The sequence below is a fragment of the Massilia sp. WG5 genome, from assembly GCF_001412595.2.
In the GTDB taxonomy this organism is placed as follows: Bacteria; Pseudomonadota; Gammaproteobacteria; order Burkholderiales; family Burkholderiaceae_D; genus Telluria.
In genome coordinates this window covers 4646234-4659137 of sequence record NZ_CP012640.2, presented here as the reverse complement: position 1 = coordinate 4659137, position 12904 = coordinate 4646234, and the positions used below count along the sequence as shown (strand labels likewise).

Annotated in this window: 5 protein-coding genes; 2 read left to right on the top strand and 3 right to left on the bottom strand. The window is 66.9% G+C overall.

What is annotated here, in order from left to right:
- Positions 1-17: 17 nt before the first annotated feature.
- The 3 genes from tldD to AM586_RS20780 form a co-directional block, all read right to left on the bottom strand.
- Positions 18-1478 carry a metalloprotease TldD gene (tldD, locus tag AM586_RS20790; RefSeq protein ID WP_047824739.1) on the bottom strand — a complete coding sequence of 487 codons (1461 nt, stop codon included), beginning with the start codon at positions 1476-1478 and terminating at the stop codon, positions 18-20.
- Between the two features lie 73 nt (positions 1479-1551).
- Complete coding sequence (locus AM586_RS20785; RefSeq protein WP_373887930.1) at positions 1552-2355, bottom strand: carbon-nitrogen hydrolase family protein; 804 nt, start codon at positions 2353-2355, stop codon at positions 1552-1554.
- A complete protein-coding gene (locus tag AM586_RS20780) occupies positions 2355-6641 on the bottom strand; it encodes a YhdP family protein (protein WP_082439424.1) in 4287 nt (1428 codons plus the stop codon). The genes AM586_RS20785 and AM586_RS20780 overlap by 1 nt, the downstream gene beginning before the upstream one ends.
- Positions 6642-6808: 167 nt before the next feature.
- On the opposite strand from AM586_RS20780, the gene glnE reads away from it, so the two are divergent.
- Both glnE and AM586_RS20770 read left to right on the top strand, forming a co-directional pair.
- Entirely contained in the window at positions 6809-9556 is a 2748-nt protein-coding gene (gene glnE / locus AM586_RS20775) for a bifunctional [glutamate--ammonia ligase]-adenylyl-L-tyrosine phosphorylase/[glutamate--ammonia-ligase] adenylyltransferase (RefSeq protein WP_082439423.1), read from the top strand.
- Between the two features lie 457 nt (positions 9557-10013).
- The gene (locus tag AM586_RS20770; protein WP_229411107.1) at positions 10014-12869 is read left to right on the top strand and encodes a TonB-dependent receptor domain-containing protein; all 2856 of its coding nucleotides are present in this window, start codon (positions 10014-10016) and stop codon (positions 12867-12869) included.
- Positions 12870-12904: the final 35 nt, after the last annotated feature.

The window sequence follows — 12904 nt, the reverse complement described above, 5'->3', positions numbered from 1 at the left end:
GTGCATAGGCTAAGGAATTAAGCCGTACCGCCGACGGTCACCCCATCGATACGCAGGGTCGGCTGGCCCACGCCCACCGGAACGCTCTGGCCTTCCTTGCCGCACACGCCCACGCCCGAATCCAGGCGCATGTCGTTGCCGATCATCGAGATGCGGTTCATCACGTCCGGGCCGTTGCCGATCAGGGTCGCGCCCTTCACCGGATAGGTCACCTTGCCGTCCTCGATCATGTAGGCCTCGCTGGCCGAGAACACGAACTTGCCATTGGTGATGTCGACCTGGCCGCCGCCGAAATTGACCGCGTAGATGCCGTTCTTCACCGAGGCCAGGATCTCCTGCGGGTCCTTGTCGCCGGCCAGCATGTAGGTGTTGGTCATGCGCGGCATCGGCAGGTGGGCGAAGGATTCGCGGCGCGCGTTGCCGGTGACCGGCATCTTCATCAGGCGCGCGTTCATCGTGTCCTGGATATAGCCCTTCAGGATACCGTCCTCGATCAGCGTGGTGCACTGGGTCGGATTGCCCTCGTCGTCCATATTCAGCGAGCCGCGGCGGTCCTGCAGGGTGCCGTCGTCGACCACGGTCACGCCCTTGGCGGCGACGCGCTGGCCGATCATGCCGGAATACGAGGACGAGCCCTTGCGGTTGAAGTCGCCTTCCAGGCCGTGGCCGACCGCCTCGTGCAGCAGCACGCCGGGCCAGCCCGGGCCGAGCACGACGGTCATCGGGCCGGCCGGGGCCGGGCGCGCTTCGAGGTTGACCAGGGCTGCCTGCACGGCTTCGCTGGCGTACTGGTCGAGCAGCTCGTCGCTGAAATAGCTGTAGTCGTAGCGGCCGCCGCCGCCGGACGAGCCCATCTCGCGCCGGCCGTTCTGCTCGGCGATGACGGTGACGGACACGCGCACCAGCGGGCGGATGTCGGCCGCCAGCACGCCGTCGCTGCGCACCACCAGCACCACGTCGTACTCGCCGGCCAGGCCGGCCATTACCTGCACCACGCGCGGATCCTTGGCGCGGGCAATCTTTTCGACGCGCTCGAGGAGCTTGACCTTGGCGGTGGCGTCGAGCGAATTCAGCGGGTCGTGCGGCAGGTAGAGCGAGCGGCCGCCGCTCGGCTGGATGCCGCTGGCGACCTTGACGCGGCCGGCGCCGGCGCGCGCGATCGTGCGGGTGGCCGCGGCGGCGTCGAGCAGCGCGGCCTGCGAGATCTCGTCGGAATAGGAAAAGGCGGTCTTGTCGCCGGACACGGCGCGCACGCCGACGCCCTGGTCGATCGAGAAGCTGCCGCTCTTGACGATGCCTTCTTCCAGGCTCCAGCCTTCGCTCTTGGTGAACTGGAAATACAGGTCGGCATAGTCGACCTTGTGCGTGAACATCGTTCCGAGCGTGGTGATGAGCTTGCCTTCGTCCAGCCCGAACGGCGTCAACAGCACGTCGCGTGCGACTGCGAGAGAGGAAAGATTCGGTTCGAATGGCGTCATGTTCAGGTCTTTCTGGTAAGGAGAAGGCATTGTGCCATATCACGCCGCGTAGGGTGGGCACGCCCACCCTAGGTTAGAGCTTGCGATGCTTCAGCGCCGGCAGGCTCTGGCGCACTTCAGCCAGGAAATCCGTGTCGATCTCGCCGCTGACCACGCCCTCGCCTTCCGGCAGCTGGCTGATCACCTCGCCCCAGGGACTGATCAGCATGCTGTGGCCGAAGGTGCGGCGGCCGTTGCGGTGGGTGCCGCCCTGGGCCGATGCCAGCACGTAGCACTGGTTCTCGATGGCGCGCGCACGCAGCAGCACTTCCCAGTGCGCCATGCCGGTGGTGTGGGTGAACGCGGCCGGCACCACGATCAGCGCGACTTCCCCCATCGCCCGGTACAGCTCCGGGAAGCGCAGGTCGTAGCAGACCGACAGGCCGACCCTGCCGAACGGCGCCTCGAAGCTGCCGACCGACTCGCCCGGCACGATGGTGCGGGCCTCGTCATAGCTTTCCTGGCCGCGCGTGAAGCCGAACAGGTGGATCTTGTCGTAGCGGCTGGCCGGCTTGCCTTCCGGATCGTAGACCAGGGTGGTGTTGAGCACCCGGCCCTCTTCACCGGACACCAGCGGCAGGGTGCCGCCGATCAGCCAGAAGCCGTGCTCGCGCGCCTGCTCCGCCATGAAATCCTGGATCGGGCCGTGGCCGGGCTGCTCGGCGTGGCCGACCTTGTCGCTGTCCGACATGCCCATGATCGGCCAGTATTCCGGCAGGGTCACCAGTGTCGCGCCGCGGTCCGCCGCTTCCGCCAGCAGGCGGCGCGCGGTGTCGAGATTTTCCCCGACCTCGGGCGAGGACACCATCTGCACTGCTGCAACTGTCGTCTTGCTCATCATTGGCCTTTCTTGTTCGCTGTCTGGGCGGCCGCCGCCGCATTGGCCGCCGAATTTGCCGCCTGGTTATCCAGCTTGGTCACGTTCGGCGATTTCCACGGACCGGTCACCTGCATGTGGTAAGTCAGGGCCTTCATGACCGGCGCGCGCAGGAAAAGCTGGGCCAGGAAGCTGCCGATGCCGATCACGGGGTTGACCGCCAGCGCATACACCAGCGGCCCCGTGCCCAGGTTGAATTCCGGGATCACCACCACGTGCAGGTTGGTCGTTTCATTGGCGATGTCGGCGGTGCCGTCCATCAGCACGGTTGCCGCCACCCCATGCATTTTAAGGTTATCGGTGTGCACCACCCCGCGCGAGATCATGGCGTTGGCGGTGATGCCGTCGAAGGCCAGGCCTTCCGAGAACACGTCGTGGAAGTCGAGCTTGAGCATGCGCGGCAGCATCTGCAGGCTCAGCACGCCGAGCAGCTTGGCCGCGCCCGGGTCCTTCTTCAGGAACTGGCCGTCTTCGACGTTCATCTGCACCTGGCCGGACAGGCTCGGAATGTCGAGCGAATACGGCAGCCCGGCCCAGGAGATGTCGCCCGCCAGCGAGCCCTTGCCGCGGCGCAGGGTGCCCGGGAAGCCGAGGCGGTCCAGCAGGCGGCCGGCGTCGCTGATGTCGAGCTTGAAGTTCAGCGCCGTATTGCTGCGCCCGTCGCGCGTGAGCCAGCGCCCGCTCGCCTTCAGCTGGCCGTCCGGATTGGTGATCGCCAGGCGCTCGATGCGCCATTCGCCGCCGGCCAGGGCCTGGGCGTTGCTGGCGACGAGTTCGAGGCGGCCGAACTGCTTGTCGAACAGCTCGAAGCGCTCGGCCACGATGTCCAGGCCGGGAATGCCGGCGCCCGGGTTCTTGCCCGCTTCCAGCAAGTCCTTGACTTCGTTGGCCGAGGATTCCGGGATATCCAGCGAAGCCAGGCGCGCCGTGACCTTGCCCCCGCTTTTTCCCGACGACTGGCCGCTCTGGGCTTCATCCCAGGTGACCCAGCCGGTGACCTGGCGCGAATCGACACTGGCCTGCCACACGCCCGGCTGGTGCGACACGCCCACCACCACGTCGTGCAGCGTGCGCTCGCCGATCACCAGTTCGCCGGTGCGCGCGCCGATCAGGTCCGGCATCACGTACTGGGCCATGCCGCCGCCCTGCCCGGCCTCAAGCGCGGCCTGCGGCGAGCCCGGATGCGAAGCGTCGGCCGGGCCGGCGATCGCGGACGCGACCGCCAGCCAGCGGTCGACGTTGACCGACTTCATGCTGACGTTGATCATCATGCCGCTGTCCGGCTCGGGCGCCGGGACGTTCACGCCGATGCCGCCGCGCGTGACGATCCAGGAGCCGTGCGGCTGGCGTTCACGGAGGTAGCGCGCCGCCATCGTCGTGCCGAGGGCGACGCGGATCTCGTCGTGCGCCACGCCGTTCTCTCCGGTCGGCTGGCCGTTCAGCGTGAAGCGCAGCGGCAGCGCATCGGCGGCGGGCTTGTTCAGCGGCGCCGGCAGTTCGATGCCGAGGCCGGCCAGGTTCGAATCGAGCATGATCTGGGTCTGGCGGTCCTTCACCGTCACCGAGCCGCCGAAGCGCGTCCCGCCGGACAGCCGTTTCGCGAATCTCTGCAGCGCCGGCAGCGAGCTGGTGGCGCGCATGCCCTCGGCGGTGGCGGCGCCGGCCATGCGGATCACGATGGCGCCGTCGCGTTGGGTGCCGCCGGACAGCTGCAGCGGCCCGCCCAGGAAGCTGGCGCCGATGCCGTTCAGGTTCACGCCGTGTTCGGAAAACTCGATCTTGCCGAGCGCGGCCTGGATCGGCGGCAGGTCCGGGAACAGGCTCACGTCGTTGTTCTGCAACTGCAGCGCGCCCTGGACCTTGGTCGCATGCAGCTCGGCCAGCGGCAGGTGCAGCTTCAGGCCCAGGCGCGCACTGCCGGTGGCCTTCGTGTCTTCGGTAAAGTTGCCGATCCATTCCAGCACCGGGCTGGCCGCCACGTAGCGCAGGAATTCCTGCAGCTGGCCGCTGGCGGCGCCATCGATGTCGAGCATCGATTCGCGGGCGCCCAGTTCCGGGATCACGGCCGTCACGTTGTTCAGGCTCAGGCCGAGGGTGCGGGCGGTGTCGGCATGGATCTCCATGCGCGCGCGGTCGAACACGATGGCGCCGTTGATGTTCTCGGCCAGCGGCCACAGCGGCGCCCTGCCGTCCGCCGCGCGGTGCGCCGGCGCATAGTCGAGCTTACCGTTATCGATGCGGCCGCTGACGTGGAATTCACCGCGCGCACGCTCCGCCGCATTCCCGGCGTGGAAGGGGAAATGGGCCAGCTCGCCGCGCAGGCGCACCCTGGCGTCGTGCAGGGTGCCGCCCTGCAGCGCCCCGGTCAGCCATTCGCGCAGGCCTTCGTGCGTGACCAGCGGCAGCCAGCGTCCGATGCTGGCGATGTCGAAGCCGTCGACGGTGCCGGTGAAGTCGGCGCTGCCCGGTCCCTTGATCCCGTCCCTGCCCTCGGTCAGCGGCAGCAGGTGGTGGCCCGACAGCGTACCCTTCAGGCCGCCCTGGACGAAATCGAAGCCGTCGACCTCGACCAGCAGCTGGTCGGCCTGCGGGTAGGACCAGCGCGCGCGCAGGCCCAGTTCGTCGAAGGGCATCTCGGGCTCGGCAAACCAGGCCGGCAGTGCCAGCGCCAGCTTCTCGGAAGCGATGTTGATGCTGCCGCCGCGGTTGCTGGCGTCGATGCTGCCGCTCAGGTTGCGCACGCCGGGCAGCGCCGCGCGCCCGGGCTGGGCCGCCAGCGCATCGATGCCGAGGCCTTCGACCTGGCCGCGCACCCGGTAGGCGTGCAGGCTGGGGAAGCGCCCTTCCCATTCGGCGTCGACGTCGAGCAGGCGGCCGCGCGGCGCCAGTCCGGTCAGCAGTTCGCGCTGCTGCGGGCTCAAGGGCATCTGGGCCGCCAGCGTGGCCAGCGCGCCCAGGTCGACCCGGGCTGCGCGCACCTGGAAGCGCTCCGGCTTGCCGGCCGTGGCCGGACGCCAGCTTTCGCTCAGCGTGGCCGGGGGCAGCACCACGCCGTCGCGCGTCACGACCGCGAAGTTCTCCAGGCCGATGCTGTGGCCGAGCGCGCCGAAGGTCGGCTTGCCGTCCTCGACGCCGGGCTTGATTTCCTCGCGCGCCGACAGGCGCCCGGACACCCGCGCCAGGGCCAGCGGCGGCGCGTCCGGCGCCAGGCGGGCGCTGACCCCGGCCAGGGCGAGGTCGGCGGTGAAGCTGGCCAGGCGGGCCTGGTCGAAGCCGAGCCAGGCGCGCACGGAGCCGCGGCCGGTGTCGACGTTGAAGGGATAGGTGAGGTACTGCTTCCAGCTGGCCAGGTCGGTATTCCGCAGGTCGGCGTACAGCTCGCCTTTCCAGCGGCCGGGATCCGAGGCCCGGGCGCCGAAGGCCGGGTGGGTGAAGCGTACGCGCACGTCGAGCGGATCGGAGAGGCCGGCCGGCGGCGTGGCCTTGAGGGCGAAGCGGTGCGCGGTCCAGCGGTTTTCCAGCGCCATGGTGACGTTGCTCAGCTCCAGCACGGGCGCGGCGCGCAGCTGGTCGGTCCAGGACAGCCGGCCTTCGCGGATCACGATCTCGCGCTGGCGCAGCAGCCAGTCGGCGCCGCCGCCGCTGCTTTCTTCCTTCTGGTTCGGGTCGATGCGCACGCCGGCCACCCAGAACACGCCGTCGGCGGTGCGCCGCACGTCGAGTTCCGGACGGTTGATTTCGAGGCTGTCGAAACGCGGCTCGGCGGCGACGACCGACCACCAGGACAGGGTCGCCGAGACCGACGGCAGGGCCAGCAGCTGGCGCCCCTGGGGATCGCGCAGGCGTACATCGCCCAGGAACAGGTTCGGATGCAGCCCGCGCCAGGAGGCGTACACGCGCGAGATCGTGACCTGGTTGCCGAGGGCGCGGCTGGCGGCGCGTTCGATGTCGGGCTTGTACAGGTCGATGTTCGGCAGGATCGCCCAGCGCAGCGCCAGGAACAGCAGCATGAAGGCGAAATAGACCAGCAGGACGGTCTTGACCGCAAAGCCGAGCACGTGGTGCGAAGCCAGGTTGGCGTAGCGATAGGCCGCGCGCAGCCGGCGCCAGCGCTCCGCCAGCGGCAGGTGCGCACCCGCCTGCTGCGCGTCGGCGGGGGGCGCGGACGCATGGGACTGCGCGCCACGCGCGTCGTCCGCGTGCCGGTCCTTGTCCCCTCGTTCGGCCTGCTGTTCCGGGTTGTGCATCAGGATGCTAATAAATGTAGGCTCGCCGTAAATATTTATGAATAAGAGAAGCGCTTGCAACGATCGCGGCGTCTACCTTACCATCACGCTGACCCAGGGCAGCATGGCGGGCAATTTTACCCCATAGCACGCCTCCCGGAACGTACAAAACTCGTCTGGACCCGCCCATGAACTCCCCTGCAAGCGCCTCACGCTTTTATCAACGCTGGCTCGGCGCCGATCCGGCCCGGGCCGGACAGCTTGCCGCCATGGCCGAATTATCGCTGTCCTCCCTCGATTTCGGCGCAGCACTGGAAGTCCAGGCCAGCGCCGGCCCGAATGGAAACCGGCTGCCGCTGGGCCGCGCCATGCGCCGCCTGCGCAATCTCTTGATCTGCGCCATTATCCAGCGCGACCTCGACGGCCGCGCCGACCTGGACGAGGTCGTCACGGCGATGAGCCGCTTCGCCGACTTCGCCGTGCAGTCCCACCTGGCCGAACTGATGGCGGAAATGACGGCCGCCCACGGGGTGCCGATCGGCGCCGAATCCGGCCGTCCCCAGCAGATGATGGTGCTGGCGATGGGCAAGCACGGCGGCGGCGAGCTCAACGTGTCGTCCGACATCGACCTGATCTTCGTCTATCCGGAAGACGGCGATACCCAGGCCGGAGCGGGCCAGCGCTCGCTGTCGAACCACGAGTTCTTCGTGCGCCTGGGCCGGAAACTGATCGCCGCGATCTCGGAGATCACGGAAGACGGCTTCACCTTCCGGGTCGACATGGCGCTGCGCCCGAACGGCAAGTCGGGGCCGCTGGCCGCCAGCCTGAACATGGTCGAGGATTACCTGATCGTCCAGGGCCGCGAGTGGGAACGCTACGCCTGGGTCAAGGCGCGCGCCGTCACCGGCGACCCGGTCGATATCGCGGCCCTGGACGCGATCGTCCGTCCCTTCGTGTTCCGGCGCTATCTCGACTTCGGCGTGATCGACGCGATCCGCACCATGCACGCCCAGATCCGCGCCGAGGTCAACCGCCAGGAGCGGCTGCACCCGGAACGCAGCCACAACGTCAAGCTGGGGCGCGGCGGGATCCGCGAGATCGAATTCCTGGCCCAGGTCTTCCAGCTGATCCGCGGCGGACGCGACCCGGCGCTGCGCGAGCGTTCGACCCGCCAGACGCTGCGCCTGCTGGCCGAGCGCGAGCTGCTGCCGCCGGATACGGTCGAGCGCCTGCTGGAGGCCTACACCTTCCTGCGCAACCTCGAACACCGTCTGCAATACCTGGAGGACGCGCAGACCCATACCCTGCCCGCCTCGAAGGAAGACCGGCTGGCGGTGGCGCAGATGATGGGCCTGCCTGACGAGGCCACGCTGCTGGCGCGGCTGGACGAGCGGCGCGCCTACGTGGCGGCGCAGTTCGACGCCATCTTCGCCGAAAAGTCGGCCGACAGGTCGGGCGACGCCGAAGCGATCGATCCGGCCGCCGCGATGAGCGACCCGGAGAATGGCGAGGCGATCGCCCAGCAGCTGACCGCCCTCGGCTTCGACCGGCCGGAAGAAGCGGCCGCGCGCCTGATCGCGACCTGGCAGGCGCCGCGCCTGCAGACCCTGCCCGACGCCAGCCGCAACCGCCTGGCGGCGCTGGTCAACATGGCGCTGCCGCAGATCGCCGCGGTGGTGCGCGATGCGGGCCTGGGCAGCCATGCCGCCACCCTCGGGCGCCTGCTCGACTTCTTCGAGGCGATCGCGCGGCGCTCGGCCTACCTGTCGCTGCTGACCGAGTACCCGCACACGCTCGAGCGCGTGATCCGCATGATCAACGCCAGCGGCTGGGCCGCAACCTTCCTGACCCAGCACCCGATCCTGCTGGACGAGCTGCTGGACGACCGCAATGCCGCCGCGACCGGGGCCGACGAGCTGCCGGCCCTGGCGGCCAGCCTCGCCGCCCAGCTCGACGCCGCCGCCGGCGACACCGAACGCCAGCTCGACATCCTGCGCGAAGCGCACCACGCCCAATTGTTCCGCCTGCTTGCGCTGGACCTGGCCGGCGAGCTCTCGGTCGAGCGCCTGGCCGACCATTTGTCCGCCCTGGCCGACCTGATCGTGGCCGAGGTGGTCAAGCGCGCCTGGCTCACCATCGCCAAGCGCCACCGCGAAGTGCCGCGCTTCGCCGTGATCGCCTACGGCAAGCTGGGCGGCAAGGAGCTGGGCTATGTGTCCGACCTGGACGTGATCTTCCTGTTCGACGACGACGACCAGGATGCGCCCGGCAACTACGCCAAGCTGGCCCAGCGCTTCATCACCTGGATGACCACGCATACCCCGGCCGGCATCCTGTTCGACATCGACACCGCCCTGCGCCCGGACGGCGCCAGCGGCATGCTGGTGTCCTCGGTATCCGCCTTCGAACGCTACCAGCGCAGCTCGGCCTGGATCTGGGAACACCAGGCCCTGACCCGGGCCCGCTTCTGTTCCGGCGACGCCGCCATCGGCGCGCGCTTCGAGGAAATCCGCGAAGAAGTGCTGCGCCAGGACCGCAGTTCGCGCGAGGCCGAACTGCGCGACGAAGTGGCCAGGATGCGCAGGCGCATGCACGACGCCCATCCGAGTTTTAGCGACCGTTTCGACCTGAAGCACGACGATGGCGGCATGATCGACATCGAATTCATCGTGCAATACCTGGTCTTGCGGCATGCCTTCCAGCATCCGCAGCTGACCGCGAACAAGGGCAATATCGCCCTGTTGCGCATGTGCGGCGAGCTCGGCCTGATCGACCCGGCGCTGGCCGATGGGGCCGCCGACGCCTACCGCCTCATGCGCCGCCTCCAGCACCAGGTACGCCTGCAGGGCCAGGAGAACGCGCGGGTCGACCCGTCGCTGGTGGCTGCCCATGCGAAGGTGGTCGTACAGCTCTGGCGCGCCTGCTTCGACGCTTGATCCCTCCACGGCCGCCGCCCGCGCGGCCGTAAAATTTCCCACAAGTAAAACGACCGGGAACGTTGCAGAAATGTGACAAAATTTTAAGTAAAAACCCTGTCTCAGCAACATTCCTGTCGTGCTTTCTGTGCAAAACGGCATCCCGATGACACACTGCACGGGCTGCTTTTCGTCAACGCAGAAAAAAATCCAAATTGCAAGTTAACGAATAGAAAATCGAAATTCGGTCAAGTAGGAGAATGTTTGTAATTACGCGCGCAAACAACACGCATAAACATACTTCACAAAATATTGACAAACGGCATTTCAAATGATTTTATTGCAAGCTTGGAAAAATATGTACAGGTACATTGTTCCTAAATAAGTCGCGACAGCGACATAGTGTTTCACGGCCGGGTTGTACCCCAGCCCGCCGTGCCCTAACCCTAGGAGTTTTGCAATCATGATGGAAAAAGTCTTGTCCCGTTCGATTCGCCTGATGTGTGCGGGCGGTGTTGCTTTCGGGATGCACGCGGCCTACGCTCAAGAAGCCCAGCCGCAACAGGCGCCGGCAATGCAGCGCATCGAAGTGACCGGTTCGCGTATCCGCCAGGTCGACCTGGAAACGGCGCAGCCGATCCAGATCATGACCCAGGAACAGATTCAGAAAACGGGTCTCGTCACCGTGGGCGACATTCTGAACCAGCTCTCGTCCGCCGGCACGCCGGACTTCGACCGCGGCGGTTCGCTGACCTCGAATCGTGAAAACGGCGGCCAGTACATCAGCCTGCGCAACCTGGGCTCGAACCGCCTGCTGGTCCTGGTGGACGGCAAGCGCTGGACCCAGACCGTCGACGGCTTCACCGACATGTCGACGATCCCGTCGTCGATGATCGAGCGCATCGAGATCCTCAAAGATGGCGCCTCCTCGATCTACGGTTCGGACGCGATCGCCGGCGTGGTCAACATCATCCTGAAGAAGCGCCTCGAAGGCGGCCAGCTGAGCATCTACACCGGTGCACTGGACAAGGGCGATGGCCGCAACAAGGACTTCTCGATCAGCTACGGCGCCAACAGCGACAAGACCTCGCTGATGTTCGGCCTGTCGCACACCGAGCAGGGCACCGTGTGGGCGCGCGACCGCGAAATCACCAAGTATCCGAAGGGTCCGAATCACAAGACCGCCGGCCTGGGCGTCGGCCCGTGGGGCGAAGTGGGCCCCTCCGACGGCAGCTTCTCGTTCGACTCCGTCCTGAACCACACTGGCGGCCAGGGCGGCAACGGCATCGGCGTCGGCGCAGATCCGCGCAACCCGGCCAATTACCACGACTGGGATGGCCGTCCGGAGGACAACTTCAACAGCGCCTCGCAGATGATGTTCCAGATGCCGAACAAGCTCGACACGCTGTTCACCAAGGGCACCATCGAACTGCCGTACGACATGCAGTTCAGCACGACCGCGATGTACTCGCAGCGTTCGTCGACTGCCCAGATCGCAGGCTATCCGCTGAACAGCGAAAGCCAGTCGACCTACCCGGTCTATATCGACAAGAACAGCTACTGGAACGGCTTCGGTCAAGACCTGTACTTCTACCGCCGCACCATCGAAGTGCCGCGCGTGACCGAAAACGAAAACCGCACCTTCCACGTCGATGCAACCCTGTCGGGCAACTTCGAAGTGCGCGGCAAGGCCTGGAACTGGGACGTCGGCTACAACCACAGCGCGGTGCGCGGCACCACCTACGGCACCGGCAACGTCAACCTGCTGAACCTGAAGAAGGCCCTGGGCCCGTCCTTCATGAATGCCAGCGGCGTGGTCCAGTGCGGTACCCCGGACTCCCCGATCGCGCTGTCCGAATGCCAGCCGTTCAACATGATCGGCGGCCCGGGCACCAACGGCCAGGATGCCATCAACTACATCATGTCGACCGGCCAGGCGACCTATGGCAGCACCATCAACAGCGCGACCGCCAACATCGGCGGCGAACTGCTGCAGCTGCCGGCCGGTATGCTGGGCGTGGCGGGCGGCCTGGAACATCGCGAAGTACGCGGCTACGACGTGCCGGGCCAGTTCGAGCAGTCGGGCTACTCGACCGACCTGGCAGGCAATCCGACCCGCGGCCGTTACTCGGTGCGTGAAGCCTACCTCGAGACCAACATCCCGATCCTGAAGGGCGTTGCCTTCGCCGATCTGCTGAGCGTCGACCTGGCGACCCGCTACTCCGACTACAGCAACTTCGGCAACACCACCAACAGCAAGGCCAGCTTCATGTGGAAGCCGATCAAGGACGTGCTGGTGCGTGGCACCTACGCCCAGGGCTTCCGCGCGCCGACCGTTGGCGATACCTTCGGCGGCGGCCAGCAGACCTTCGACACCTACATGGACCCGTGCGACAGCGTGTATGGCGTGCGTGGCGCCGCAGGCGTCGACGCCCGCTGCTCCGCAGCCGGCGCAGGCCCGAACTTCCGCCAGCTGGACCAGACCGGCGCCCCGATCGGCGATTCGGGCGGCGCGCAGAGCGCGTCCGCGTTCATGGCCGGCGCCGGCAATGCCGCGCTGCAGCCGGAACGCGCCAAGACCAAGACCATCGGCTTCGTCTACAGCCCGTCGTGGCTGCCGGGCTTCTCCGGCTCGCTGGACTGGTACAACATCAAGGTCAACAACCTGATCTCGGGCATTACGGCAACCCAGGTCGCCGAGTACTGCTACGTGCAGGGCGTGCAGTCGTTCTGCAACGCGATCAAGCGTGATCCGATCACCGGCCAGATCGTCAGCCTGGCACGCGGCAACGCCAACCTGGGCGCGCTGGAAACCGAAGGCTACGACCTGTCGTTCTCGTACCGCTTCCCGCGCGGCCAATACGGCCAGTTCGGCCTGCGTTCGGATTCGACCTTCGTGACCAAGTACCGCAGCAAGGCCGACGAAACCGCCGAGTGGAGCAGCACCCTGGGCGAATACGACGGCGGCTACGCCCTGTACCGTGCCAAGTCGAACCTGTCGCTCGACTGGAACCTGGGCAACTGGAGCGCAACCTGGACCGCCCGCTTCTTCGGCGGCCTCAAGGACAAGTGCTACAGCAAGACCGTCGAATGCTCGAACCCGGGCGGCACCGCGGCCTGGGGCACGAACTACAACAAGATGGGCGCAATGGTCTACAACGACATGAGCGTGTCCTACAAGACGCCTTGGAAGGGCCAGATCATGGTCGGCGCCAACAACATCTTCGACAAGCAGCCGCGCACTACCATCCTGGGTGCTGCTTCCTCGTCGGCTGTCGATGCCAACCTGCCGATCGACCGCTTCGTCTACGTCCGCTACAACCAGCAGTTCTGATCATGCGGCCCGCAAGGGCTGCCTGAACAGCACTT

What these genes read in the sequence shown, in the direction of transcription:
- tldD (WP_047824739.1), bottom strand. Translation starts at nt 1,478, where the DNA reads ATGACGCCATTCGAACCGAATCTTTCCTCTCTCGCAGTCGCACGCGAC.
- AM586_RS20780 (WP_082439424.1), bottom strand. Translation starts at nt 6,641, where the DNA reads ATGCACAACCCGGAACAGCAGGCCGAACGAGGGGACAAGGACCGGCAC.
- glnE (WP_082439423.1), top strand. Translation starts at nt 6,809, where the DNA reads ATGAACTCCCCTGCAAGCGCCTCACGCTTTTATCAACGCTGGCTCGGC.
- AM586_RS20785 (WP_373887930.1), bottom strand. Translation starts at nt 2,355, where the DNA reads ATGAGCAAGACGACAGTTGCAGCAGTGCAGATGGTGTCCTCGCCCGAG.